This is a genomic window from Alloyangia pacifica, from assembly GCF_900116195.1.
GTDB classification, from domain to species: domain Bacteria; phylum Pseudomonadota; class Alphaproteobacteria; order Rhodobacterales; family Rhodobacteraceae; genus Salipiger; species Salipiger pacificus.
In genome coordinates, this window is the sequence record NZ_FOZW01000004.1 from 20,639 (window position 1) to 46,623 (window position 25,985).

25 protein-coding genes and 1 tRNA gene are annotated in these 25,985 nt (G+C 66.2%); 13 read left to right on the forward strand and 13 right to left on the reverse strand.

From position 1 onward, the window contains the following. Positions 1-112 precede the first annotated feature (112 nt). The 3 genes from BM397_RS09565 to BM397_RS09575 are packed head-to-tail and all read left to right on the forward strand — an operon-like array spanning position 113 to position 3,652. Positions 113-1,534: an amino acid ABC transporter permease gene (locus BM397_RS09565; protein ID WP_092423336.1), complete on the forward strand. Its 1,422-nt coding sequence runs from the start codon at positions 113-115 to the stop codon at positions 1,532-1,534. Position 1,535: 1 nt separating this feature from the next. Beyond that, entirely contained in the window at positions 1,536-2,852 is a 1,317-nt protein-coding gene (locus BM397_RS09570; protein WP_092423338.1) for an amino acid ABC transporter permease, read from the forward strand. 11 nt (positions 2,853-2,863) lie between these two features. After that, positions 2,864-3,652: an amino acid ABC transporter ATP-binding protein gene (locus BM397_RS09575; protein WP_092423340.1), complete on the forward strand. Its 789-nt coding sequence runs from the start codon at positions 2,864-2,866 to the stop codon at positions 3,650-3,652. A gap of 339 nt (positions 3,653-3,991) precedes the next feature. Here BM397_RS09575 and BM397_RS09580 read toward each other — a convergent pair whose 3' ends face one another. The 11 genes from BM397_RS09580 to rpmH form a co-directional block, all read right to left on the reverse strand. Beyond that, positions 3,992-4,480, reverse strand: coding sequence for a SixA phosphatase family protein (locus BM397_RS09580; protein WP_092423342.1), 489 nt, complete (start codon positions 4,478-4,480; stop codon positions 3,992-3,994). Next, positions 4,477-5,157 (reverse strand): ferredoxin, encoded by a 681-nt coding sequence (locus tag BM397_RS09585; protein ID WP_245696036.1) that lies wholly within the window; start codon positions 5,155-5,157, stop codon positions 4,477-4,479. The genes BM397_RS09580 and BM397_RS09585 overlap by 4 nt, the downstream gene beginning before the upstream one ends. Further along, the gene (argB, locus tag BM397_RS09590; RefSeq protein ID WP_092423344.1) at positions 5,154-6,047 is read right to left on the reverse strand and encodes an acetylglutamate kinase; all 894 of its coding nucleotides are present in this window, start codon (positions 6,045-6,047) and stop codon (positions 5,154-5,156) included. Before argB ends, BM397_RS09585 begins: the two co-directional genes overlap by 4 nt. Positions 6,048-6,125: 78 nt before the next feature. Continuing rightward, a complete protein-coding gene (gene yihA, locus BM397_RS09595) occupies positions 6,126-6,782 on the reverse strand; it encodes a ribosome biogenesis GTP-binding protein YihA/YsxC (RefSeq protein WP_092423346.1) in 657 nt (218 codons plus the stop codon). Then, positions 6,779-7,522: an MOSC domain-containing protein gene (locus tag BM397_RS09600; RefSeq protein WP_092423348.1), complete on the reverse strand. Its 744-nt coding sequence runs from the start codon at positions 7,520-7,522 to the stop codon at positions 6,779-6,781. The genes yihA and BM397_RS09600 overlap by 4 nt, the downstream gene beginning before the upstream one ends. Next, positions 7,519-9,345 carry a membrane protein insertase YidC gene (gene yidC, locus BM397_RS09605; RefSeq protein ID WP_092423350.1) on the reverse strand — a complete coding sequence of 609 codons (1,827 nt, stop codon included), beginning with the start codon at positions 9,343-9,345 and terminating at the stop codon, positions 7,519-7,521. Before yidC ends, BM397_RS09600 begins: the two co-directional genes overlap by 4 nt. A gap of 364 nt (positions 9,346-9,709) precedes the next feature. Next, a complete protein-coding gene (locus BM397_RS09610; RefSeq protein WP_245696037.1) occupies positions 9,710-11,272 on the reverse strand; it encodes a GGDEF domain-containing phosphodiesterase in 1,563 nt (520 codons plus the stop codon). Between the two features lie 61 nt (positions 11,273-11,333). Continuing rightward, positions 11,334-12,224: a tRNA 2-thiocytidine(32) synthetase TtcA gene (ttcA, locus tag BM397_RS09615; protein ID WP_092423352.1), complete on the reverse strand. Its 891-nt coding sequence runs from the start codon at positions 12,222-12,224 to the stop codon at positions 11,334-11,336. Between the two features lie 8 nt (positions 12,225-12,232). Further along, positions 12,233-12,454 (reverse strand): membrane protein insertion efficiency factor YidD, encoded by a 222-nt coding sequence (yidD, locus tag BM397_RS29510; protein WP_218124868.1) that lies wholly within the window; start codon positions 12,452-12,454, stop codon positions 12,233-12,235. Beyond that, positions 12,451-12,873, reverse strand: coding sequence for a ribonuclease P protein component (gene rnpA, locus BM397_RS09625; RefSeq protein ID WP_218124871.1), 423 nt, complete (start codon positions 12,871-12,873; stop codon positions 12,451-12,453). The genes yidD and rnpA overlap by 4 nt, the downstream gene beginning before the upstream one ends. 133 nt (positions 12,874-13,006) lie before the next feature. Further along, the gene (gene rpmH, locus BM397_RS09630) at positions 13,007-13,141 is read right to left on the reverse strand and encodes a 50S ribosomal protein L34 (RefSeq protein ID WP_066102660.1); all 135 of its coding nucleotides are present in this window, start codon (positions 13,139-13,141) and stop codon (positions 13,007-13,009) included. A 352-nt stretch (positions 13,142-13,493) separates the two neighbouring features. Between rpmH and BM397_RS09635 the strand changes: the two genes are divergently transcribed. From BM397_RS09635 to BM397_RS09650, 4 genes are all read left to right on the forward strand, one after another. Continuing rightward, positions 13,494-14,234: a TVP38/TMEM64 family protein gene (locus BM397_RS09635; protein ID WP_092423356.1), complete on the forward strand. Its 741-nt coding sequence runs from the start codon at positions 13,494-13,496 to the stop codon at positions 14,232-14,234. 19 nt (positions 14,235-14,253) lie between these two features. Further along, a complete protein-coding gene (locus BM397_RS09640) occupies positions 14,254-15,672 on the forward strand; it encodes a dihydrolipoyl dehydrogenase family protein (protein ID WP_092423358.1) in 1,419 nt (472 codons plus the stop codon). 19 nt (positions 15,673-15,691) lie between these two features. Beyond that, positions 15,692-17,074 (forward strand): sensor histidine kinase, encoded by a 1,383-nt coding sequence (locus BM397_RS09645; RefSeq protein ID WP_092423360.1) that lies wholly within the window; start codon positions 15,692-15,694, stop codon positions 17,072-17,074. A gap of 65 nt (positions 17,075-17,139) precedes the next feature. After that, positions 17,140-17,216, forward strand: a tRNA-Arg gene (locus BM397_RS09650). Between the two features lie 78 nt (positions 17,217-17,294). Here the strand turns inward: BM397_RS09650 and BM397_RS09655 are convergent. Both BM397_RS09655 and BM397_RS09660 read right to left on the reverse strand, forming a co-directional pair. Beyond that, complete coding sequence (locus BM397_RS09655) at positions 17,295-17,990, reverse strand: CbiX/SirB N-terminal domain-containing protein (RefSeq protein ID WP_092423362.1); 696 nt, start codon at positions 17,988-17,990, stop codon at positions 17,295-17,297. A gap of 95 nt (positions 17,991-18,085) precedes the next feature. After that, a complete protein-coding gene (locus tag BM397_RS09660) occupies positions 18,086-18,646 on the reverse strand; it encodes a DUF4202 domain-containing protein (protein ID WP_092423363.1) in 561 nt (186 codons plus the stop codon). A gap of 253 nt (positions 18,647-18,899) precedes the next feature. On the opposite strand from BM397_RS09660, the gene cydD reads away from it, so the two are divergent. From cydD to BM397_RS09690, 6 genes are all read left to right on the forward strand, one after another. Next, positions 18,900-20,588 carry a thiol reductant ABC exporter subunit CydD gene (gene cydD, locus BM397_RS09665; protein WP_092423365.1) on the forward strand — a complete coding sequence of 563 codons (1,689 nt, stop codon included), beginning with the start codon at positions 18,900-18,902 and terminating at the stop codon, positions 20,586-20,588. Beyond that, positions 20,582-22,255 (forward strand): amino acid ABC transporter ATP-binding/permease protein, encoded by a 1,674-nt coding sequence (locus tag BM397_RS09670; protein ID WP_092423367.1) that lies wholly within the window; start codon positions 20,582-20,584, stop codon positions 22,253-22,255. Before cydD ends, BM397_RS09670 begins: the two co-directional genes overlap by 7 nt. Positions 22,256-22,406: 151 nt before the next feature. Beyond that, entirely contained in the window at positions 22,407-24,020 is a 1,614-nt protein-coding gene (locus BM397_RS09675; RefSeq protein ID WP_092423369.1) for a cytochrome ubiquinol oxidase subunit I, read from the forward strand. Positions 24,021-24,025: 5 nt separating this feature from the next. Next, positions 24,026-25,186: a cytochrome d ubiquinol oxidase subunit II gene (cydB, locus tag BM397_RS09680; RefSeq protein ID WP_092423371.1), complete on the forward strand. Its 1,161-nt coding sequence runs from the start codon at positions 24,026-24,028 to the stop codon at positions 25,184-25,186. Positions 25,187-25,202: 16 nt separating this feature from the next. Further along, complete coding sequence (gene cydX, locus BM397_RS09685) at positions 25,203-25,325, forward strand: cytochrome bd-I oxidase subunit CydX (RefSeq protein WP_092423373.1); 123 nt, start codon at positions 25,203-25,205, stop codon at positions 25,323-25,325. A gap of 134 nt (positions 25,326-25,459) precedes the next feature. Continuing rightward, positions 25,460-25,912, forward strand: a complete 453-nt coding sequence (locus BM397_RS09690) for an NUDIX hydrolase (protein ID WP_092423374.1) — start codon at positions 25,460-25,462, stop codon at positions 25,910-25,912. Positions 25,913-25,985: the final 73 nt, after the last annotated feature.

Below are 25,985 nucleotides of genomic sequence, written 5' to 3' on the forward strand. Positions count from 1 at the left end.
ACCTGAATTGACGATTTCGCCTTCATAAAACGAAAGCGCGCTTCCTGCAGGGCAGACGGTGGAGCAACCACCGCGGCACCCGTTCATGATGGAAGCGTCCGGGGAGAACTAAATGGCGACCATCTCGGATCCGCCGGAGCGTGGCTTCCGGCTGAGTCAGCTTATTTTCGACACGCGCTATCGCTCGATGACCATTCAGGTCGTCGCGATGATCCTGATCGGATTGCTGCTGTCGTGGCTGATTTCCAACACGATCCATAACCTCGAGGCACTGGGCAAGGATTTCGATTTCGGATTCCTCTCGCAGCCGGCGGGGTACGACATCAACCAACAGTTGATCGACTACAACAACCAGATGACCCATGGCCGCGCCGCGCTGGTGGGCATCCTGAACACCCTTCTCGTGGCAGTCCTGGGCTGCGCGCTCGCCACCGTGCTGGGCGTTGTCGCCGGCGTGCTGCGCCTGTCGAACAACTGGATCGTCTCGCGGCTGACCGCGGTCTACGTCGAGGGCTTCCGGAACGTGCCGCTGCTGCTTTGGATCGTGCTGATCTTCGCGCTGATGACCGAATCCATGCCGACACCGCGGGACTTCCGCGGCGAGGATGGCTCGTCGATGATCCTTGGCGAGAGCGTCGCGATCACCAACCGCGGCGTCTACATTCCCAACGTGGTGTTCAGCCGTTCGCTGGGCGGCAACGAGGTTGCAGCCCCTGAGCCCGAGGCACCGGCCGCGGCTGCTGCCACCACCAACATGGCGGGCACCTACGGCGCGAGCCGCATCGCCACCGGCGGTGCAGGCGTGCAGACCGGCCAGACCGACTCCGCCGCGACCACCGGCGCCGCAGAAGGCTCCGGTGCCGAAGGCGGTGAAGTCATCCCGACCTCTTCCGGCTGGGACTGGCTGCTGATCCTCGCTGTGCTCATCGCCGGCAGCATTGGCGCAAAAGTGCTCGGCAAGCGCGCGACCCGCATTCAGGAGGCGACCGGCAAGCGGCCGACGACCCTGCCGCTGCAGATCGCATCGGTACTGGTGCCGTTGATCGTGGTGCTGGTGCTGCTCGGCGCCTCGCTCGACAAGCCCGAACTCGGAGGCTTCAACTTCGACGGTGGCGTGCACCTGCGCAACTCGCTGATCGCCCTGTGGCTCGCGCTGTCGCTCTATACCGGTGCCTTCATCGCCGAGATCGTGCGCGGTGGCATCCTTGCTATCTCGAAGGGTCAGACCGAAGCGGCCTATGCTCTGGGTCTGCGCCCGGGCACCACGATGAACCTGGTGATCCTGCCGCAGGCGCTGCGGGTGATCATCCCGCCGCTGATTTCGCAGTTCCTCAACCTCACCAAGAACAGCTCGCTGGCCATCGCCGTGGGTTACATGGACGTGCGCTCGACCCTCGGGGGCATCACCATCAACCAGACCGGCCGGGAGCTCGAAGGCATGCTGCTGCTGGGCCTCTTCTACCTGGTGCTGAGCCTGCTGATCTCGGGCGTGATGAACGTCTACAACTCCTCCGTTAAGCTGAAGGAGCGGTGACATGAGCGATACTCACGCACAAACCGTCGCCTATGTCCGCGACACGATGCTCGACCAGCAGGACCCGCCGCTGAACCAGACCGGTGCGGTGAAGTGGATCCGCGAGAACCTGTTCTCCGGCTGGCTCAACATCCTGCTCACGTTGCTGTCGCTCTGGGTGATCTATGCGGCCCTGAGCCACCTGCTGCCCTGGGCGCTGCGGGGCATCTGGGACGCGTCGAACCTTTCGCAATGCCGCGAGATCATCGCGGAGCTCTACGGTCCCGACAAGCCGGCGGCCTGCTGGGCTGTGCTGGCGGAACGCTGGCCGCAGCTGATCTTCGGCTTCTACCCCAAGGAGCTTTACTGGCGGCCGATCCTCGCGTTCCTGATCTTCCTCGCAGCAGTCGCGCCGGTGCTGTTCAGCTCGGTGCCGCGCAAGATGCTCTGGGTTTCGGCCCTCGCTCCCTTCGTGCTGTTCTGGCTGATCTGGGGTGGCTCGCTCTGGGGTCCGATCGCCGCCATCCTCGGGTTCGTCATCGGTTGGGCAATCCTGACCTTTGCCGCGCCGAAGATCGGCAATCTGATCTCGGTGATCCTCGCGATCGTCGTTCCGGTGATCTACTGGCTCACGCTCTGCGGCCCGCTGGCCGGGGCCCTCGCCTCGGTGGTGCCGCTGTCGCTGCAAACGGTTCCGACGCAGAACATGGGCGGCTTCATGCTGGCCACGATCATCGGCGTCTCGGGCATCGTACTGTCGCTGCCGCTCGGCATCCTGCTGGCGCTGGGGCGTCAGTCGGACATGTTCATCATCAACAAGTTCTCCGTCGCCTTCATCGAGATCATCCGCGGCGTCCCGCTGATCGTCTGGCTGTTCACCGCGTCCTTGCTGCTGAACTACTTCCTGCCTCCGGGCACCAACTTCGACCTGATGCTGCGCGTCATCATCATGGTCACCCTGTTCTCGGCCGCCTATATCGCCGAGGTGGTCCGTGGCGGTCTCGCCGCGCTGCCGAAGGGCCAGTACGAGGCCGCGGACGCGCTGGGTCTGGACTACTGGAAATCGATGCGGCTGATCATCCTGCCGCAGGCGCTGAAGATCTCGATCCCCGGGATCGTGAACACCTTCATCGGCCTGTTCAAGGATACCACGCTGGTTGTTTTCATCGGCCTTCTCGATCCCATCGGCCTGTCCAACTCGATCCGGGCGACCACCGATTGGAACGGCGTCTACTGGGAACTCTTCGTCTTTATCGGTCTGTGCTTCTTCATCTTCTGCTTCAGCATGGGCCGCTATTCTCTCTTCCTCGAGAAAAAGCTCCGTAGAGAGCACCGCTAAGGAGACCTCCAATGTCTGAACTTGCAACACGCGAAGTCGATCGCAGCCAGATGAAGGTCTCCGACGAGGTGGCCATCCAGATCAGCAAGATGAACAAGTGGTACGGGACCTTCCACGTGCTGCGCGACATCGACCTGACCGTCTACCGCGGCGAGCGGATCGTCATCGCCGGCCCCTCGGGTTCGGGCAAGTCTACGATGATCCGCTGCATCAACCGCCTTGAGGAACATCAGGCGGGCAGCATCATGGTGGACGGGATCGAGCTGAGCTCGGATCTCAAGAACATCGACAAGATCCGTTCCGAGGTTGGCATGTGCTTCCAGCACTTCAATCTCTTCCCGCATCTGACAATTCTCGAGAACTGCACGCTCGCGCCGATCTGGGTTCGCAAGATCCCCAAGAAGCAAGCCGAAGAGACCGCGATGCACTTCCTCGAGAAGGTGAAGATCCCGGAGCAGGCCAACAAGTACCCCGGCCAACTCTCGGGTGGTCAGCAGCAGCGGGTGGCGATCGCCCGCTCGCTGTGCATGAAGCCGCGGATCATGCTCTTTGACGAACCGACCTCAGCGCTCGATCCCGAGATGATCAAGGAAGTGCTCGATACGATGGTCGAATTGGCCGAAGAGGGAATGACCATGCTCTGCGTCACGCACGAGATGGGATTCGCCCGCCAAGTCGCGAATCGGGTCATTTTCATGGATGCCGGACAGATCGTGGAGCAGAATGAACCCGAAGAATTCTTTAACAATCCGCAGCACGAGCGGACGAAACTCTTCCTGAGCCAGATTCTCGGGCACTAATCCACAGAAAACCTGATTAATATTTGCGAGTCCCGATAAATTTGGGGCTCGCTTTTTTGTCGCTTGTGTTACAGTCCGTTACGAAGCGCCTTAATTTGGCGCTTTTCGGTCACAGACCGAATGGAATCTGTACCGGTTTCTATGAAGGGCCTTGCGCTCAGTGGTCGTCCGAGTGTCGCCCGCGATCGGATCGCCGTAGGGGAGGACGCGCGATACGATACGGCTGACCCGGACCACATCGCGTCAGGGGCCTTTGCCACGTGACCGGCTACAGCGGCGCTCGCGGTCCTTTGGGAGGGGGATCGCGGGCGTCACTCTTTTCAGGGACAGCTCACTTGCTCAGGTCAGCTCACGCGGCACGATGAAGGCATGGCACCGCGCCGTGCCCATGCGGATCGCTGACCAGCCGCCGGCATCGAAATCCGCGACCAGCGTTGCGCCGGTCGGATAGGCAGCGAACTTGGGGTGATCGGGCCCCCGCTCGACCACACTGTTGGCGAACTCGCCGATCCCCGGATTGTGCGCGAGCATCAGCACCGTCTCGCCGCTCGCGCCCTGCAGGCTCTTCAGCAATGTCCCCGGCCCGGCCAGGTAAAGCCGATCCTCGAAACGGGTCGGCACGTCGCCGAGACCCAGTAGGTCCAGCGTCTCGCGTGTCCGCGCCGATGAGGAGCAGAGCACCTGATCGGGCAGAACCGCTTGCGCTCGCAGCCAGTCTCCCAGCGAGCCGGCGCTCTTCTGGCCGCGTGCGTTGAGCGGACGTGCGTGGTCCGGCATGCCCACCGACCAGTCGGATTTCGCATGGCGCATGAGAATGAGCCGTTTCATGAGGTGCCCCCTGTCTCCGGGCTCCAGTGTTCCATGAACGAGGCCATGTGGAAAGCGGCCTGCGCCGGGGGGCGTTGCATCTGCGCCGAGGCTGGGCAGGCGCGGCGGACGAGGCAGCCCTCGGTCCGGCACTCGGCCCCCTGCGGGCTGCGCAGGTGGCGCTGGCAGGCATCGACGTCATAGTGCGCGCCGGAGCCGAGCGCCTCGACCGGGCAGGCGGTGCGGCAGGGCTGAGGACAAGCTGCGCATGGCGATGCGGCACGCGGCAGCAGCGGCAGTTTCCGGGGCAGGGAAATGGCCCCGCGATAGCTGATGAGCAGTCCCGCACGCGTATGCACCAGAAGTCCCGGCGGGGAGGCAAAAGCCTCTCCGCTCGCCTGTGCCCAGGCGAAGAAGGATGGGTAGGGCGGCCCGTCCGAGGGGAAGACCGCCGTGCCGCCCAAGCGCTTGGCCAGGCCGCCGATCACCCGTTTGGACCAGCGGTCCATGGGGTCGGGGTTGCCGTCGAGGTATTCGGGAGAACTTGAAAAGAGTGTCCAGAAACCCGGCTCGTCCGGGCCGAGCAGCAACAGCGTGCCGCAATTCTCCGGAGCACCGTCGCCGGGCGCAGGGTGGAAGGCGCCGCGCAGGGCAAGGCCTTCCATCCGCACCGCGGCGTCGATCTCGCGAAGGGTCACGTGCGCGGGCGCACCGGCTCCAGATCGGCGCGGCGGATCAGCGAGCCGGCGCCATGTTCGGTGAAGAGTTCGAGCAGGCAGGCGTTCGGAACGCGCCCGTCGAGAATGACCACCGCGCGCACGCCGTCCTCGACCGCCTTCAGCGCGGTCTCGGTCTTGGGAATCATGCCACCTGCGATGGTGCCATCCTCGGTCATCGCGCGGACATCCTCGGGGGTCATCTGGGTAACCACCTCGCCGGCCTTGTTCTTCACGCCCGACACGTCGGTCAGCAGCAGCAGGCGATCGGCCTTCAGCGCCCCGGCCAGCGCGCCGGCGGCGGTGTCGCCGTTGACGTTGAAGGTCTCGAGATAGTCCATGCCGGTCGCGACCGGTGCCACCACGGGGATGATCCCTGCGGCGAAGAGGTCGTGCAGCACCTGCACGTTGCACTCGACCGGGCGGCCGACGAAGCCCAGTTCCGGATCGTCCGCCTCGCAGACGATGAGATCGTCATCCTTGCCCGACAGACCCACGGCGCGACCACCCTCGTCCATGATCGCCTGCACGATGCGCTTGTTGACGAGGCCGGTCAGCACCATCTCGACCACCTCGACGGTGGCCTGGTCGGTGACCCGCTTGCCGCGCTTGAACTCGGATTGGATGTTCAGCTTGGCGAGCATGTCGTTGATCATCGGGCCGCCGCCGTGCACGACGACCGGGTTCACGCCGACCTGGCGCATCAGCACGATGTCCCGGGCAAATTCCGCCATGGCATCGGTATCGCCCATGGCATTGCCGCCGAATTTAACCACCACGATCGCGCCCGTGTAGCGCTGCAGGTAGGGCAGGGCTTCGTTCAGAGTGCGGGCGGTGGCGATCCAGTCTCGGTTCATCGTCTGCTTCTTCATCTGGGGTGCATCCTCGATGCGGGAAAGGTCTCTGCTTGGCAGAACTAGACTCTACGTTCGGGATTGCGAAGGGGAAATTCAGGAAAGTCCGGTGATGATCGCCCTCAGCGTCGGGATGCCGTCGCCCTTTTCCGAGCTTGTCAGCACGATCTCGGGATAGGCGGCTGGGTGCTTGGAGAGCTTCTCGCGCACTTGCGTCAGGATCTTGTCGAGGTCTTTCGCCTTGAGCTTGTCGGTCTTCGTCAGCACCGCCTGGAAGGTCACGGCGGACTTGTCGAGCAGTTCCATGATCTCCTCGTCCACCGGCTTCACGCCGTGGCGCGCGTCGATCAGCACGAAGGCCCGGCGCAGCGAGACGCGCCCCGAGAGATACTGCTTCAGCAAGCGCTGCCATTTCTCGACCACGGCCACCGGCGCATTGGCAAAGCCGTAGCCCGGGAGGTCGACGAGATAGTGGCTCTCGTTCAGCGTGAAGAAGTTGATCTCCTGCGTGCGGCCCGGCGTGTTCGACGCGCGGGCAATGCCCTTGCGGCCGGTCAGCGCGTTGATCAGGCTCGACTTGCCGACGTTCGAGCGCCCGGCAAAGCAGACCTCGGGCCGGTCGTCGGGCGGCAGCCCGTCCATGGCGACCACGCCCTTGAGGAATTGCACGTCACCGGCAAAGGCCTTGCGCGCCGCCTCGCGGGTCGCATCGTCGGGCTCTTCGGCGATGGGAAAGGGAAGGGGGGTCGTCACAGCAGGGTCACCTCGTCGTCATGGGCGATCTCGCCGCCCGTCGTCACTTCGGCCTGCACCGAGAAATCCGTATGTCCCCAGTGACGCAGCGCGCCCAGCGTATCCGCATCGCGCTGGCCTGTCTCGGGGTTTGCAGTTGTCGCGGCGCAGCGGCCGGTCCGTTCGCGCACGATGAAGGTCGCGCCGCCGATGCGAATCTCGCGCCCGATCCAGTCGAATTCTTCCCAGGGCTCCAGCCCCTCGAGCCAGATGTTGCCGCGCCAGCGGTGGATCGACAGGGGCTGGCCGATCTGCGCCTCGACCGCGCGGTGCGAGGCCATGTTGCAGATGGTGATCGAGGGGAAGGGCGCGTCGGTCATGCCGCGCGCCTGCGCCCGGACGAGCCGCGCCGATTGCGTGCGGTCCTCGGGCATCAGCGGACGAACCCAGTCGAGGAAGGTCGTGCCGTCGCGATCGGGATCGATTGTCAGGTCGGGGCGGTCCGGGTGGTGCAGGGTGATGGTGCCCGCCGTTTCGTCCATCTCGGCACTGATCGCCATGAGCTGGGGCGCCTTGGCGCCCCGGCTGAAGTTCCCGCAGCGGACCCATTCGGACCCGTCCGCGTCTGATAGTTCATGCGCCACGGCCCAGGCCCGGTCGAAGGGCAGGCATTCGTGGGCGCTCAGGGTCACCCGGTCCAGCGCCTCGCGGCCATGGGCCTTGATCGGGTGGCGCCAGATCTGGGTGACCCGTCCGCTCATTTTCCGTCCGACTTTGCGTCCTTGGGCTTGCGCTTGAAGGTCGACTTGATGTTGCCGAACACGTCAGGCTTGGCCCCGTGGCTGCGCATGATCAGGTACTGCTGGGTGAAGGTGATCGTGTTGTTGGTGATCCAGTAGAGCACCAGGCCGGAGGCGAAGCCGCCGAGCATGAACATGAACACCCAGGGCATCCAGGCAAAGATCATCGCCTGCGCGGGATCGGTCGGCGTCGGGTTCAGCTTCTGCTGCAGGAACATCGAGATGCCCAGCAGGATCGGCAGGATGCCGATGAAGACCAGCGCCAGCGTCGTGCCTGCCTCGGGAGCGGCCCAGGGCAGCAGACCGAAGAGGTTGAACAGCGAGGTGGGGTCGGGCGCCGAGAGGTCCTGGAACGGGCCGAAGAAGGGCGCGTGGCGCAACTCGAAGGCGACGAAGATCACCTTGTAGAGCGAGAAGAAGATCGGGATCTGCAGCAGGATCGGCAGGCAGCCCGAGGCCGGGTTGACCTTCTCGCGCTTGTAGAGCGCCATCATCTCCTGCTGAAGCTTCTGGCGGTCGTCGCCGGCCTTCTTCTTCATCTCCTCCATCTGCGGCTGCAGTTCCTTCATCTTCGCCATCGAGACGTAGGACTTGTAGGCCAGCGGGAAGAGCAGTGCCTTGAGGAAGATGGTCAGGGCGATGATCGACACGCCCATGTTGCCGATCCACTGGTGCAGGTGGTGCAGCAGCCAGAAGATGGGCTTGGTGAGGAAGAAGAACCAGCCCCAGTCGATGCTGTCGACGAAGCGGTCGACGCCCTGGTCCTGGTATTCGTTGATCACTTCCCAGACCTTGGCGCCCGAGTACATGCGGGTCGAGACCTCGGCGGTGGCACCGGGGGCGATGGTCTGCGTCGGCAGAACGATCTCGGCCTGGTAGATGTCACGGGCTTCGTTGTACTTGATCGCCTGGCGGTAGCTGGTGCCGCTGTCGGGGATCAGCACGGTTTCCCAGTAGTGCTCGGTGAAACCGATCCAGCCGTTTTCCGACACCTGGTAGGTCTCGGCGCGGGTGCCGGCTTCGGCGGCGGGGTCGAAGTCACGGATTTTCTTGTACTTGTTCTCAGCGAGCGTGCCATCGGTCATCGAGATGGCGCCTTCGTGCAGCACGAAGAAGTTCTTCAGATCCGACGGCTCGCCGTGGCGGGCGAGGATGCCGTAGGGCGCTGCCGACACCTCGTTGCCCGAGGTGTTCTCGACCGACTGGGTCACGCGGAACATGAATTTCTCGTCCACGGTGAAGGCGCGTCGGAAAATCAGACCCGAGGGGCTGTCCCAGCGCAGGGTGACCGGGCTGTCGACACCCAGGGTTTCGCCGCTCTCGACACTCCAGACGGTGTTCGGGCCGGGCACGTCGGCGGCCTGCAGCCCGTTGCCGGGGGCCCAGCCGTAGACGGCATAGTACGGGTTGGCACCGCCCACGGGCTCGAGCAGCTGCACCACCGGCGAGCTTTCGTCGTTGGTCTCGTGGTAGTTGCGCAGGCTCAACTCGTCGATGCGGCCGCCGGTCAGCGCGATCGAGCCGATCAGCGCGGGGGCGTCAATCTCGACCCGCGCGGTGTCGAGCGCGGCCTCGGGGGCTGCGGTCGCTGCGGAGGTGGTCGCGGGCGCGTCGGATGCGGCGCTCGGCGCGGTCACGCCCGGCGCGGTCTCGAGCGTCTGCTCGGTCGTCGGCGCGGTCTCGTCCACCGTGGCTTCGGGTGGGGGGAAGAGTACGAACCAGACGAGGATCACGACGAAGCTCAGCGCCGTGGCGATGAGCAGATTCTTGTTCTGATTGTCCATGCGAGAGACCGCCACCTGTCCTTGGAAAGTCAAAGCCGGGTTCAACAGGTGACACCCCCAAAGGTCAAGCCGAATCGTGCTGGCAACGGGGGTTTGTCGGCGTTTCGGGCCTTGGAGCGTGGCGTTACCGGCGGGGCCACGGTTGCGGTTGCCGGTCACCGCGCGGCCCGAGAGCGGGCGCGGGGCAACCCTTGTGCCCCGCCGGTGGCGCCGATGCGACTGATCCGGGGAAGCTAACTCAGGCTCTTGCGGTGGTTTCCTTGGTTCGGAAGGATTCTCCGGGCCTCCGAGGCGGGCTCGCAGGACGCGGGGGGCGGTGGATCGGGGCCCGTCGCCGGTGTGGTTCGCGCCAGCGAAGAGGTGGTCAGCCGTTGCCGCGCCCGAGTTTCTGCGCCTCGGCTATGTGCAGGGCATGGTCCCGCGCCCAATCCGCCAGTTGCGGGGCCGGCATTGGGCGGGCGATGCCGAATCCCTGCGCATGATCGCAGCCGAGCTGCGCGAGCAGCGCGTGCTCGCCGCTGCTTTCGACACCCTCGGCGACGGTTTCCAGCCCCAGCCTGTCGGCAAGGCCGAGCACGGCCGCGAGCATGCGACGCTGGTCTTCGCTGCGGTCGATGCGGGTGACGAAGCTGCGGTCGATCTTCAGCCGGTGCACGGTGACGCGGCGCAGCGCGCCGATCGAGGCATGGCCGGTGCCGAAATCGTCGAGATCGATCCGGCAGCCGAGCCGGGCGAGATCCGAGACGTTGCGCGCGATGATCCCTTCGGGGCTTTCGGCGATGACGGTCTCGAGCACCTCGACTCCGAGCCGGCTCGCCGGCAGGCCGAAGCGGTCCAGGTCCCATTTCAGCCGGTCCACCAGCCGCGGGTTGCGCAGTTCGGCCTCGGAGAAGTTGATGCTCACGCGGGGAATGTGAAGCCCCTCGTCATCCCAGCTCCGCAGGGCGGTCAGGCTGTGATGCAGCACCGCCTCGCTCAGCTGCCCCATGCGGCCGGCTTCTTCGAGGGCGCTCAGGAATCGCGCGGGGGGAATGATTCCGTGCTGCGGGTGCATCCAGCGCACCAGCGCCTCGACTCCGCTGATCTCGCCCGTCGAAGTGCAGAGCTGGGGTTGGTACCAGGGCTGAATCTGTCCCTTCGCCAGCGCCACTTCTACTTCGGAGAGAAGGGCGTTCCGTGCCCGCCGTTCGGCGCGCATCCCTTCGCTCCAGGCGCGGATGGCCGAGGGCGCATTCTCCAGCGCTTCGCGCAGCGCGGCCTGGGCGCAGTCGAGCATGTCTGTGCCATCCGCCCCGGCGCGCAGACGCGCCGAGCCGCAGAAACCCACTGCGACCGAGAGGTAGTGCACACCGGTGTCGGTCGCCGCCGGCTCTTCGAGGCCGCGCTGAAGCCGGTCGGCCAGCGCGAGCAGAGCTTCGAGGTCGAGCCGCAGGCCGGGGGCGACGAGTGCCATGAAGCGGGAATCGCCGATGCGCATCGCGCTGTCCTCGGGGCGCAGGAGATCGCGCAGGCGCTGCAGGAACAGGATGCGCAGGCTTTCCGCGACCTCGTCTCCCATGCGTCGGGAAATCGTCTCCAGCCCCTCGGCCTCGAACAGAAGGCAGGCGGTGTGCATCTGCGCGGCGCGGGCTTGCTCGAAGGCGTGCTCGGTCAGATCCTGCGCCGTTGCCATGCTGACCAGATCGTCGTTTCGCTGGCGCAATCCCCGATTCAAGCCAGCGGTTTCGCCGCTCAGCAGCAGACCGTAGACCAGCGGGATCAGCAGCGAGAAGGCGAGGAGGACCGGCTCGCCCCCCACCCAGAACCCGGCAAGGCAAAGCGCCGGGAGGAAGGCGAGCATATGCGGACCGAAGGTCCAGCGGCGCAGTGCCGACCGCAGCTTTGCGGCCTTTGGAAATTGAACCTTGTGCGCGAGATCCGGTGGCATGGTCCGCCCCCTGCATCATCCGAGTCGGATCCAGACCTAGCGCAAGAGGGTAAGGCGCCGCTTAACGCAGGTCGGGAATCCCGTCGTCCGCATCGGGAGCGCGCTTGCTCATGTCGCGCATCAGCCCGGCGAAGTCGAAGAGCTTCGGGTCCATCATGTGCGACGGGCGGATGTTGGTCAGCGCCTTGAACATCACCTGTCGGCGGCCGGGGGAGTTCTTTTCCCAGCCGTCGAGGATCTGCTTCACCTGCTGGCGCTGCAGCCCATCCTGCGAGCCACAGAGGTCGCAGGGAATGATCGGATAATTCATGGCCCTGGCGAATTTCTCGCAATCCACCTCGGCCACATGGGCGAGGGGCCGGTAGACGAAGAGATCGCCTTCCTCGTTGACCAGCTTCGGCGGCATGGTGGCAAGCCGCCCGCCGTGGAAGAGGTTCATGAAGAAGGTCTCGAGGATGTCGTCGCGGTGATGGCCGAGCACGACCGCCGAGCAACCCTCCTCGCGGGCGATGCGGTAGAGGTTGCCGCGGCGCAGCCGCGAGCAGAGCGCGCAGTAGGTGCGGCCCTGCGGAACCTTGTCCATGACGACGGAATAGGTGTCCTGATACTCGATCCGGTGCGGCACGCCCATCTTCTCGAGGAACTCGGGCAGCACCGTCGCCGGAAAGCCCGGCTGGCCCTGATCGAGGTTGCAGGCGAGAATCTCCACCGGCAGCAGCCCGCGCCACTTAAGCTCATGGAGCACGGCCAGCAGCGTATAGCTGTCCTTGCCGCCCGAGAGGCAGACCAGCCATTTCGGCAGCGCGCCATCCTCGCGGCGCTCGATCATGCCGTAGTGCTCCACTGCCTCGCGGGTGTTCTGCACGATGCGCTTGCGCAGCTTCTTGAACTCGGTGCTCTTGGGGGCACCGTAGAACAGCGGGTGGATGTCGTCGGCGTCGTCGTCGAACATGGGCGGCCTCAATCGGGGACGTTGTCGATGCCGGACCCGCCGAGCGGGTGGCAGCGCAGGATGCGGCGGATCGTCAGGTAGGAACCCTTGAAGGCCCCGTGCTTTTCGAGCGCCTCGAGCGCGTAGGCGGAGCAGGTCGGCTGGAATCGGCAGCCATGGCCGACCCAAGCAGAGAAGATCAGGCGATAGGCGCGGACGGGCAGGGCGGCGATATGCGCGAGCGGACTCACGACTGCGGCGTCCGCGGCTTCCCGGGGCGCGCGCCTTTCGGACCGTGCGGCTTGGGACCTTGCGACTTGGGGGCGTGAATCTGCCGCACCGCCTGCGCAAGGTCGCCCTGCAGCGCGGTGAACTCGCGCTCGGCGGTGGCGCCGGCGCGGCCGATCAGCACGTAGTCCCAGCCCGGCTTGCCCAACTGTGGCAGGCCGAGGCGCGCGATTTCGCGCAGCCGGCGCTTGGCGCGGTTGCGGGCAACGGCATTGCCGACCTTCTTGGAACAGGTGAAGCCGACGCGGATCAGGTCGGAACCGTCATCGCGGTACCGCGCCTGCAGCAGGAAGGACGGCACCGGCTGCCGCCGGGCACGCGCCGCCGCGAGGAAATCGCTGCGCTTGCGCAGGACCTCGAGCATCGGGGTATCCTCCCCCATCAGGGCATCGCCTTCGGCTTTGCTATGATCCGCATCCGCACGCACGCCAAGCGCAAAGGCCGCTTCGGTCTCTCCCGAAGCGGCCTTGGCCGGTGTCTTGTGCACACGCTCCGCCATGGGCAGAGCGCGCGGCTCAGGCGCTGAGCTTCTTGCGGCCGCGGCCGCGGCGCGCGTTCAGAATCGCGCGGCCAGCTTTGGTGGCCATCCGTGCGCGGAAGCCGTGGCGGCGCTTGCGAACGAGGTTCGAAGGCTGAAAGGTGCGTTTCATCGCGCTCTTCTCCGTCTGATCTGGCCTCTTGGGAGGCCGGTCTGTCTACTATGGTCTCATTGCTGCCTGCGGCGTCCGCCCGACGTGCCGACATTTCGGCAGCAAGAGCTTACATCACAGACGGCCCTAAGCGGATTCGCCGGGCCGGGTCATTCGAGGCCCGTGCTATAGGCAGGAGTGGGCTCCGTGTCAAACCTCTATCCCGACGCAGGTGCAACATTTCCGGCACGAGGGATGGAGGTGGTGTAACACGCGCCCCGCGCGAGGCGCAAAACACGGCTCCGGGATGACTGTCGATCAAGGCCGCGTGATAAGGCTGTGCGCGGGCGATTCCCCGCGCCATTCTAGGACCATGACCGAGTCAGACCGCCCTCCCACCGCGCCCCGCGCGCGGCTGCTGCGCCACCTTCCGCTGGCGCTGATCGTGCTTGTGGCGGTGATCGGTGCCGTCACGCTGCGCGATTACATCAGCTTCGATACGCTGCGCGAGAATCGCGCCGCGCTGCTGGAGTTGCGCGACAGCAACTACCTGCTGATGGCCGGGGGATTCGTCGCCGCCTACGTGGCCATCGTCGCCTTCTCTCTGCCCGGCGCGGCGGTCGCCTCGGTCACCGGCGGCTTTCTCTTCGGGCTCGGGTCGGGCACGGCGCTGAACGTGCTCTCGGCCAGCATCGGCGCGATCGCCATCTTTCTCGCGGCACGGGCGGGGCTGGGGCAGGTGCTCTCGGCCAAGCTCGATGCCTCTGAAGGACGGCTGCGCCGGCTCCGGGACGGGCTGCGCGAGAACGAGATCAGCGTGCTTCTGTTGCTGCGACTGGTGCCTGCGGTGCCGTTTTTCGTAGCGAATCTGCTGCCCGCGCTGGTCGGGGTCCGACTGGGGAACTTCGCCTGGACCACTGCATTGGGCATCATCCCCGGCGCGTTGGTCTTCACCTCGATCGGGGTTGGGGTGGGGTCGGTCTTTGACCGGGGCGAGACGCCGGACCTCAGCCTGCTCTGGGCGCCGCAGGTGATCGGCCCACTGCTCGGTCTCGCCGCGCTGGCGGCGCTGCCCATAGTCCTGCGTGCCTGGCGGGCGCGCAGAGGTGTCTGATCTCGGGAGTACGAGTGCCATGGAATCGATCAAGACCGACCTTCTGATCATCGGCGCGGGCTCCGGCGGGCTCTCGGTCGCGGCGGGGGCGGTGCAGATGGGCGCCAGCGTTGTGCTGGTGGAGCGCGGCGAGATGGGAGGAGACTGCCTGAACTACGGCTGCGTGCCCTCCAAGGCGCTGATCGCTGCCGCCTCGCAGGCCCATGCACCCGAGCTGTCCGGGGCCTTCGGCGTCGATCTGGACCCGGCAAGGGTCGACTGGTCCCGGGTGCGCGACCATGTGCAGGAAACCATCGCCCGCATCGCACCGGTGGATTCGCAGGAGCGATTCGAAGGCCTCGGCGTGCGGGTGATCCGCGCGCACGCCCGTTTCGTGTCGGAGCGCGAGGTCGAGGCGGGGCATCATCGCATCATCGCCCGCCGAATCGTGCTGGCGACCGGCTCGTCGCCAGCCGTGCCGCCGGTGTCGGGGCTGAAGGATGTCTCCTACCTGACCAACGAGACGCTGTGGGACCTGCAGGAGCTGCCCTCGCACCTGCTGATTCTCGGCGGCGGACCCATCGGCATGGAGATGGCGCAGGCCTTCCGCCGTCTCGGGGCCCAGGTCACCGTGGTCGAGGGCGCGCGGGCGCTGGGGCGCGAGGACCCGGAGATGGCGGCAATCGTGCTCGACCATCTGCGCGGCGAAGGTGTGACGATTCTCGAGGGCGAGATGGTGACCTCGGCGCGTCAGGACGGCAGCGCCATCGAACTGCGCCTCGGCAGTGGCAAGGTGCTCACCGGCTCGCACCTGCTCGTCGCGGCGGGGCGCATGCCCAATACCGAAGGGCTCGGGCTGGCCGAGGCGGGAATCGAGACGACCAAGACCGGGATCCGCGTGGACGCCGGGCTACGCACGACCAACCGCCGTGTCTACGCCATCGGCGATGCGGCGGGCGGTCTGCAGTTCACCCATCTTGCGGGATATCACGCAGGCATCGTGATCCGTTCGGCGCTTTTCGGCCTGCCGGCCAAGGCCTCGACGTATCACGTTCCCCGCGCCACCTATACGCGCCCCGAGCTCGCGCATGTCGGTCTGACCGAGGTTGAGGCGCGCCAGCGCTACGGCGACCGGCTTGAGGTGCTGCGCGAGGCGCTGCAACACAATGACCGCGCCATTGCAGAGCGCGAGACGGCGGGACTGGCCAAGGTCATGGTGCACAGGGGGCGCCCGGTCGGGGCCACGATCGTCGGCTCGCAGGCAGGGGATCTCGTCTCGACCTGGGCGCTCGCGCTCTCGGCCAAAGTGAAAATCGCGCAGGTCGCGGGCATGGTTGCGCCCTATCCGACGCTGGGAGAGCTTAACAAACGGGTTGCCGGATCCTATTTCACACCCAGATTGTTTGAAAACCGCACGGTCAAGGCTGTTACACGAACAGTTCAACGCCTGCTCCCCTGAAAGCCCAAGACTGGTCTACATGTTTAACTCGCTCTCAGGCCGCTTTCTGGTTCTCACGACCATTTTCGTGATGTTGGCCGAAGTGCTGATCTTCGTGCCCTCCGTGGCGCGGTTCCGTGAGGATTTCCTCAACGACCACCTCGAGCGTGCGCAGATCGCTTCGCTCGCGCTGCTGGCCGACGACGTGCTGGCGCCAGAGCTCGAGGCCGAGCTTCTGGACAACGCCGGTGTCTACAACGTCGTGCTGCAGCGCGATGAGCGCCGCGAGCTGGCGCTGTCGTCGCCGATGCCGGGATCGGTGGATGAGACCTACGATCTGCGCGAGGCGGGCCCGGTGATCCTGATGAAGGACGCGCTTCTGCGGCTCTTCGACACGCAGCCGCGCCTGATCCGGGTGCTCGGCTATCCCAAGGATGACGGTGGTGAGCTGATCGAGGTCACCATGGACAGCCTGCCGCTGCGCACGGCAATGATCGACTTCGGGCTCGGCGTGCTGCTGGTCTCGGCCTTGCTGTCGCTGATTACCGCGCTGCTGCTCTTCCTCGCGGTGCGGGTGCTGCTGGTGAAGCCGATCAAAGGCGTGGTGGGGCACATGCAGCGCTATGCCGAAGATCCCGAGGACGCGCGACGGATCATCAAGCCCGTCGCCAGCGTGCGCGAGATTCGCGAGGCCGAGGAGGCGCTGAAGTCGCTCGAGACCCAGCTGTCGCAGTCGCTGCGGCAGAAGGAGCGGCTGGCGCAGCTCGGCGGCGCGGTGGCGCGGGTCAGCCATGACTTGCGCAATATCCTCAGCTCGGCGCAGCTTTTCACCGACCGCATCGAGATGTCCGAGGACCCCACGGTCAAGCGCATGGCCCCAAAGCTGGTCAGCTCGATCACCCGGGCCGTGTCGCTCTGCGAGACCACGCTCGCCTTTGGCAAGGCCGAGGAGCCGGCGCCGCTGCTGACCCAGTTCAACCTTGCCGAGTTGGTCAACGAGGTGCTTGAGGCCGAGCGGCTGGCAATCGGCGAGCACGAGGTGAGCCTGTCCGAGGATATCCCCGCCTCGATGCAGATCAGGGGCGATCCCGAGCAGATTTATCGCGCCATCGCGAATCTCGTGCGCAACGCACGTCAGGCGATCACTGGCTCCGGCGAGGAGGGTGAAATCGCCGTCTCCGCCCGCGCCGAGGAAGAGGCCTGGATCATTGAAGTGACCGACACCGGGCCGGGTCTGCCGCCGAAGGCGCGCGAGCACCTGTTCCAGCCATTCCAGGGCGGCGCGCGAAAGGGCGGGGCGGGACTCGGTTTGGCCATTGTCGCGGAACTGGTGCGGAATCACGGCGGGAAACTGCAACTCATTCGCTCTGGCCAAGAGGGAACCTGCTTCGAAATTCGCTTGCCGACCGGTGACTTAGGGTAAGATTGGAAATTTCTTCGAAATCGCTCTTGCGCATCCTCCGAACAAACTCTAAACCCCGCCCTCACGGACCGATAGCTCAGCTGGATAGAGTACTTGACTACGAATCAAGGGGTCGGGGGTTCGAATCCTCCTCGGTCCGCCACTCCCCACCGGGGGACGGCAAAAAAGAAGGCCACCGCACCGCGGTGGCCTTCTTTTTTTGTGCTTTCGTCCTCCCGGATCACGCGGAGTTGGCCTGTCTTTCAAGGCTCTGCGCGATCAGCTCGGGGGTTTCAGGCCAGTCGATGAAGGCCGGAAGGACCGGGCCCGCAAAGCCCGCCTCCGCCAGCGCCTCCGGCACATCCTCCAGCATGTGGCCCGCGTTGAGTGCGAATTGCGGCAAGCAGACTGCCTGCCCCAGTCCCTGCGCCGAGTCGGCGAGAAAGGGCGGCTCTTCGACGTAGCCGGCGCGCGCCTCGGCGAATCCCATCTCGGACTTCAGTGCGGCAGCGAAGTCGCGCGCGCTCTCCGCGCTGGTACGAGAGACAGCGCTGCCATGAGCCGCGACAAGCAAGGTCGTCCCGTCCGCCTGCCATCCCCGGCCATCCAGCTCCCGGCGCAGCGCGTGGGCCGCGCTCTGCACGAGCGCGGGCTCGGTGCCGAAGGGCTCGAGCACCCGCAGGCCCTGCGGCGCGGCCCTCTCGGCCAGCACCTTCTTGGTGAAATAGCCGCGGGCCATGAAATAGGGGTAGACCCACGGGGTCCCCAGTTCCGCCACGGCGGCATCGAAAGAGCCCTGCTTGGCCAGGGTCGCGCCGCCGATGCGCCAGCCGGGCAGCAGCGCGGCGACGCGCACGGCGAGGTCTCTCAGCGCTGCTTCCTGCGGGTCGGGGTCAGAGGGGCTGCCATGGGCGACAATGAGGGCAGTTCGGGGCATGTCTTCGGCTCTCGGTGGTCGGTCCTGCGGCGCCATCTAGCGCCGCAAGAGTTTTCGAAAACTCTTGCAAGTTCCTTCGAAGGAACTTGCATGGCTCAATCGCGGAAGGCTCCTGCCAACGGCTCGGGCAGGTCGAATTCCTGCAGGACCCGAGCGCGGCCCTCGGAGGACATCTTCAGCGCGGTCTTCTCGACGATGCGCTGTAGCCCCTCGGCATCGCGGCCCTCGGCGAAGGGCGAGAAGTACCACTTGAGGAAGGTGAAGCAGATCACGTCCTCCAGCGCCTGCACCTCGGCGTCGCGCTTGATCCCCTCCTTGCGCAGCAGCACGCCCACGCGCTCCTGCGTTGCTGCGTCGTAACCTGCCTTTGACATCATCCCGGCGAGGCGCGCGCCGTGGCGGCGACCCTGCTCCTTGCGCCAGGCGAAATAGCCGGGGCGGTCCATCGGGTAGGAATCGCGCGGCAACAGCCAGCGCTCGACGTGCTGGCCGCGGGCGGCGATCTGCAGCACCTCGGAGGCTTCGGGGAAGAGGCGCGCCAGTTCCCCGCTCATCCGCTCGCCGTAGAGCAGGGCGGCCGGGCGGCCCTCTTCCTGGTTCGGGTCCTGCGCGTTGGCGGAATCAATCTCCGACAGTACTTCTTCGAGGGCGCTCATGACCGGACGGCCTTGCGGCTATGGGGCTGGGGCATCGGGCAATTCTCCTGTCGGCTGATCCGGCCAGCGTGGCACGGGCTCGGGTGCCATGCAATCTCCGCCGTGTCTGGCAGTGTGCGCCGTGCTCGCAGTGCCAGCACCGCAGGCACCTTGGTGGCTGGCGGCAGAGTGACGCGCGGCGCGGCATGGGGTTGCAACCCCGTGCGTTCATCTATCTCATTGAGCGAGAAACGGATTTTCTCGTGGAGCCGCCATGTCGTCTGCCCCAGTGTCTTCTGCCGCCGAGCCGGAGCTGCAGCGGGCGGAGAGCCTGCTCGGACCCGACGCGCAGCGGCGATTGTCCCGCGCGGCGCGCCTCTCCGCCATCGCCGCCGCGCTCTGGCTGCCCCAGGCCGCCGCGCTGGCCTGGGGGATCGCGGGCTGGGCCGAGGACGCGCCGCTCTCGCGGACCCTGTGGATGGCGCTCGTCTTCGCGCTGCTCGGGCTGCTGCGCGCCCAGGGTGACGCCCTCGCGTCGCGGCTGGCCTACCGCGCCGCGGATCAGGTGCTGCACGCCCAGAGACAGGCCCTGCTGGATCGCGAAGCGCTGCGCCTCGGGGGAGCCTCCTCCGGCGCTCTTTCGGCGCTGCTGACCGAGAAGCTGGCGGTGCTCGGGCCATGGATCACCCGCTACCGCCCGGCCATGGCGCGGGCGCGTCTGCTGCCACTGCTCTACCTTGCCGTCATCCTGACGATCTCCTGGGCCGCGGGATTGGTGTTGCTCGTCGCCGGCCCGCTGATCCCGGTGTTCATGGCGCTGGTGGGAATGGCGGCGAAGGATGCCAGCCAGAAGCAGATGGTCGAGGTGGGGGCGATGAACACGCTGCTCATCGACCGCATCTCGGCGCTGCCGGACCTTTTGTTGCTGAACGCCGCAGCGGCGTCGCGCGCCGAGTTCGCGGCCCGCGCCGAGGGCCTGCGCGAGCGGACCATGGCGGTGCTGCGCGTGGCGTTCCTGTCCTCGACGGTGCTCGAGCTCTTCTCGGCGCTCGGGGTGGCGATGGTGGCGGTCTACGTCGGCTTCTCTTTGCTGGGTGAAATCACCATCGGCACGTGGGGCCTTTTCGGGCCGGGACTGACGCTGTTTCAGGGGATTTTCCTGCTGTTGCTGGCCCCCGATTTCTTTCAGCCGCTGCGCGATCTCGCTGCAGCCTGGCACGACAGGGCCGCGGCCGAGGCGGTGGCAGAGGAACTGGGCGACCTCCGTCAGGACCGCTTGGTTCCGGTGCTGGGGCAGGGCGGTGACGCCCCGCCCTTGCCCGGTCCAGCCGCGATCTCGTTGCGCGGGGTGTCAGTGAGGCGAGGCGAGCAGGTGGTGACTCTGCCCGACATCGAGATCTCGCCCGGCGAGTCGCTGGCCCTGCGCGGCGCGAGCGGCGTGGGAAAGTCTACCGCGCTCGACGTGGTGGCGGGGCTTCTCGTCTCGGAGACGGGACAGACACGGGTCGCGGGCCACGCTCTGGTTGATGACACCGCAGACGCGTGGCGCGCCCGCATCGCCTATATCCCGCAGGAGGTGCATATCCCCGACATGACCCTGCGGACCTTCCTCACCGGAGATTCCACGAGCGAGGTCCCGCCAGAAGCCCTGCACAGGGCCCGGGCCACGCGCATTGTCGCCGCCCTGCCCGAAGGGCTGGAGACGGTACTTGGCGAAAGCGGGGCCGGGGTCTCCGGAGGCGAGGCCCGCCGCCTGCTGCTGGCGCGGGCGCTGATCCGGGGGGCCGACGTGATCCTTGCCGATGAGCCCACCGCCGATCTCGACGCCACCACCGGGGCCGCGATCATAGAGGTTCTGCAAGGGCTCTGCGCCGAGGGCCGCACGGTGGTCGTCGCCACCCATGATCCGGCATTGGCTGCGGCCATGGGACGCGCGCTCGACCTGGAGGCCGCGCAATGCTGAAGCTCTGGCAGGTCCTGCGCCTCTTGTGGCGCGCCCATCCCGCCGCCATGTGGCGCGGTGCGCTTCTGGCAGTGCTGGTGCTGCTGATGGGCGCGGCGCTGCTCGGCCTCTCCGGCTGGTTCATCACCGCGACCGGGCTGGCGGGCATCGCCGGTGTGGGCATCGCCTTTGACGTCTTCCGCCCCAGCGCCGGAGTGCGCGGGCTGGCGCTCGGACGGGCGGCGGCGCGGTATGGCGAGCGGCTGCTCACCCATGACGCCACGCTGCGCGCGCTGGCGGCGCTGCGGGTCACCCTGCTGGCGCGGCTCGAACGCTTCCCCGTCGCCGAACTCCGGCGCCTGCGCGGCGCCTCTGCACTGACCCGGATCACCGCCGACGTGGACGCGCTCGACGGTGTGGTGTTGCGGCTGGCGCTGCCCATCTCCGCCGCGCTGCTGACCCATGCGGCGGTCTTCCTCGGCCTCTGGGCCCTGACTTCACATGCGGTCGCGATCTCGGTCGCGGCGGGATATCTTCTGGGCGGCGGTCTCGTGCTGTGGCGGGTCGGGCGGGCAACGCTCGGCCTCTCGGCGCGGGCCGAGAGCGCCACGCAGGATCTGCGCCGCCGGGCGATCGGCCTGTTCCGAGGCCGCCGCGAGGCGATCCTGCAGGGCGCGCTGCCGCGCTGGCGCGCCGGGCTGGATGCGACCGAGGCCGAGGCGCGCGCGGCGATGGATGAGCTTGACCGGATCGACAGCGGCGCGGGCATGGCATTGAGCACCATCATCACGCTGATCGTGGCCGGGGTCTTCGCGCTGGCCGGATGGCTGGTGGTCGAGGCAGACCTCGACCCGGCGCTGGGGGCCATCGGCGTCTTCGTGGCGCTGGCGCTTGGCGAAACGCTGCTGCCCCTGCGCCGCGGCATGGCCGAGATCGGACGGATGCGCGATGCGGCCGGTCGGGTGCTGGCCGAGCCGCCCGCACGGAACCTCAAGCGCCTGTCGGAGTCCTCGCCTGCGGTGGTCCCGGGGAAGGCGGTGCTGGAACTGCGCCACCTGTCGCTCGCGCGGCCCGGCTGGTCGCGCCTGCTGCTGCATGACCTGTCGTTTGCCCTCGCGCCAGGAGAGACGCTTGCCCTGCGCGGCGCCTCGGGTCTCGGAAAGTCGACCCTGCTCGACGTGATCGCGGGGCTGGAGCCGGTGACCGCGGGAGAAGTGTCGCTGCTCGACAGGCCGCTGGCGACATGGCCGGAGACCGATTTGCGCGAAGTGCTGACCCTTGTGCCGCAGCGCGCGGCGCTTGTCTCCGGCACGGTGCTGGAGAACCTCGCGCTGGCCCGCCCCGGGCTGACCGAGGCCGAGGCGGTCGCCGCGCTGGAGGCGGTGCACCTGGCGCAAACCGTCGGTGCGCGGGGTGGCCTGAGTTCACCTTTGGGTGAGGGCGGGGCCGGGCTGTCGGGCGGACAGGCACGGCGGCTGGTGCTGGCACGGGCGCTGCTTCGGCGACCAAAGATGTTGCTGCTGGACGAGCCGACCGAGGGTCTGGATGCCGAGACCGCAAGGGAAGTTCTTGCTGGAATTAGAAAATTCCTTCCGGACGCCGCGATTGTCACCGCGTCTCATCGCGCCGCAGAGCTGGAGGCGGCCGATCAGGTGATCGACCTCAAAAGCTATATCCCTGAATCATGATGACTTGATGCAGATCAAACCGCTGTCACACTGCCGGGGTGTAGCAGGGCATCTGAAAGGTGTCGCACGGTAACAAGTATCCGCCCACCTCGACTTTTTGAATTGTGACCCGGGCTCCTCCCCCCGGGCACATGGACTGAGGAGTACTGACATGGAGCTCGATGTTGTCGAGCTGTCGCGTTTGCAGTTTGCGATGACGGCGCTGTATCACTTCCTCTTCGTGCCGCTGACGCTGGGTCTTTCGATCCTCGTGGCGATCATGGAGACGGTCTACGTGATGACCGGGCGCCCGATCTGGCGACAGATGACGAAATTCTGGGGTACGCTGTTCGGGATCAACTTCGTTCTCGGCGTGGCCACGGGGATCACCATGGAATTCCAGTTCGGCATGAACTGGAGCTATTACAGCCACTACGTCGGCGACATCTTCGGCGCGCCGCTGGCGGTCGAGGGGCTGATGGCATTCTTCCTCGAGGCGACCTTCGTCGGCCTGTTCTTCTTCGGCTGGGACAGGCTCTCGCGCGTGGCGCATTGCATCGTCGCCTGGTTGGTGGCGATCGGCTCGAACTTCTCGGCGCTGTGGATCCTCATCGCCAACGGCTGGATGGTCAATCCGGTCGGCGCCGAGTTCAACCCCGAGACCATGCGCATGGAGATGACCAACTTCTTCGAGGTGGTCTTCAACGAGGTCGCGCAGGCGAAATTCGTGCACACCGTCTCGGCGGGCTACATCACCGCCTCGATCTTCGTGCTTGGCGTCTCGGCATGGTACATGCTGAAGGGCCGCCACGTGGAGCTGGCGCGCCGGTCGATCTCGGTCGCCGCCTCCTTCGGCCTCGCCGCCTCGCTGTCCGTCGTCGTGCTTGGCGACGAGTCGGGCTATTCGGCCAGCCACACCCAGAAGATGAAGCTCGCCGCCATCGAGGCGATGTGGGAGACCGAACCCGCGCCCGCGCATTTCACCCTGATCGGTTTTCCCGACCAGGAAGCGCGCGAGACCCATTACGCGGTGCATATCCCCTGGGTCATGGGGCTGATCGGGACGCGCTCGCTGACCCAGGAAATCCCCGGCATCAGCGAGCTGGTCGAGGAATCCGAGGCGCGCATCCGCTCGGGCATCATCGCCTATGACGAGCTGATGACCATCCGGGCCGAGCGTGACGCCACCCCTGCGGAGGTGCGCGCGAGCTTCGAACAGCATTCGGCTGACCTTGGCTACGCGCTGCTGCTGAAGCGCTACGTGGATGACCCGCGCGAGGCGACCGAAGAGCAGATCAAGATGGCCGCCGATGACACCATTCCGGGCGTTGCGCCGCTGTTCTGGTCGTTCCGCATCATGGTCGCGCTCGGCTTCTCGTTCATCGCGCTCACCGGGCTCTTCTTCGTGCTCAGCAACTTCCGGCGCGGGGCCTACCCACGCTGGGCGCTGATGCTGGCCGTCGCCTGGATCCCGCTGCCCTGGATCGCCGCCGAGATGGGCTGGATCGTCGCCGAGTTCGGCCGCCAACCCTGGACGGTGGACGGCATCCTGCCGACGGCCCTCTCGGCCTCGCACCTGAGCGTCGGCGATCTGCTGTTCACCCTTGCGGGCTTCGCGATTTTCTACACCGTGCTCTTCATCGTCGAGATGGGCCTGATGCTGAAATACATCCGCAAGGGCCCGCAGGAGGATGTCGAGGAAACCGAGAAATGGATGCAGCGGCACGAGCACCGGCTGCGCACCCATGACGGCAAGGGTCCCTTTGCCGATGTGCCTGCGGAGTAACCGTCATGATTTTGCATGATCTTATCAGTTTCGAAGTCCTCCGCCTGATCTGGTGGGCGCTGCTCGGCGTGCTGCTGATCGGCTTTGCCCTCACCGACGGTTTCGACATGGGGGTCGGCGCGCTTCTGCCCTTCGTCGGGCAGACCGATGTCGAGCGCCGCGTGGTCATCAACACCATCGGTCCGGTCTGGGAGGGCAACCAGGTCTGGTTCATCCTCGGCGGCGGCGCGATCTTCGCCGCATGGCCGCCGCTCTACGCGGTCAGCTTCTCGGGCTTCTACCTCGCGATGTTCGCCATCCTCGCGGCGCTGATCCTGCGCCCGGTGGGCTTCAAATACCGCTCCAAGCGCGAGAGCGCCAAGTGGCGGAGCAGCTGGGACTGGGCGCTCTTTGTCGGCGGTGCGGCACCGGCGCTGCTCTTTGGCGTGGCGGTGGGCAACGTGCTTCTGGGCGTGCCCTTCCATCTGACCGAGGACCTGATGCCGATGTATGACGGCAGCTTCTATGGAAAGTTCCTCGGGCTGCTGCGCCCCTTCGCGCTGCTCTGCGGGGTGGTGTCGCTGTCGATGCTGATCATGCACGGCGCGGCATGGCTGTCGGTGAAGACCAAGGGCATGGTCGCCTTCCGCGCGCAGCGCATCGGCACCGTCGCCGGCATGGTCGCCGCCGGGGGGTATGCGCTGGCGGGGCTGTGGCTGGCCTTCGGCATCGACGGCTTCCACATCACCTCGGAGATCGTCAAGGACGGCCCCTCCAACCCGCTCTTCAAGGAGGTGGCGCACGAGGGCTCTTGGCTGATCGCCTATACCGAGCGCCCGTGGATCCTGATCGCGCCGATCCTCGGCTTCGCCGGCATGTTCATGGCCGTGCGCGGCCTGCGCGAGGGCTTCGAGGTCTCGACCTTCCTCTGGTCGAAACTGGCGATCCTCGGGGTCATCTCCAGCGTCGGGCTGACCATGTTCCCCTTCATCCTGCCCTCGACCGTCGATCCGCGCAGCTCGCTCACCGTCTGGGACAGCTCGTCCTCGCACCTGACACTTTTCGTGATGCTGGTGGCAGCGGTGATCTTCATGCCGATCATCCTGGCCTACACGGCCTGGGTCTACAAAGTGCTCTGGGGCAAGGTCACCGAGGAAGACGTGACCAGCTCGCACAGCGCCTACTGAGATAAGGAGAGAACTGATGTGGTATTTCGCCTGGATCCTCGGCCTGCCGCTGGCGGCGCTCTTCGCGGTGATGAACGCGATGTGGCTCGAACTGCGCGAGGACGCGCGCATGGTGGCCGAATCCGAAGACGACAGCTGAAGGTCACCGACCTCTCGCGCAAGGGCGGCTCATGGGCCGCCCTTTTCGTTTTGCTGCGGTTCATTGCCTGTTGTCACATCCGGGTTACATTTCACATGTAGCAGGCTCGGGTTTCCCAACAGGTATCCTATTGAATGCCCTCACTCGGTGAGCAAATCGCTGCCCTTCCCATGCAATGGGACAAGACTGGAAAACTCCGGGTGCTCATGGTGACATCGCGCGATACCGGGCGCTGGGTGATGCCCAAGGGCTGGGAGATGGACGGCAAGAAACCCTGGGCCGCTGCCGAGATCGAGGCGCTGGAAGAGGCCGGCGCCAAGGGGCACGTGGGCCGCAAGGAGATCGGCATCTACCACTATCCCAAGCGCCTCGAGGATGGCGCCGAACTGCGCTGCCGCGTCCGCGTCTATCCGATGATCGTCGAAAAGCTCTCGCGCGACTGGAAAGAGCGCAAGCAGCGCAAGCGCAAGTGGTTCACCCCGAAGGCGGCGGCGAAGCGGGTGGACGAGCCCGAACTCTCCGATCTGCTGATGACGCTCTGTGACGCGCCGCACGAGATGCCGCTCATCTCGGCGCTGATGAGCTGACCCGCCCCAATCAGGCTATTATTTGGATGGCACTGCCGGCGCGCACTGCCGGCGCGCAATGCTGCCCGCATGG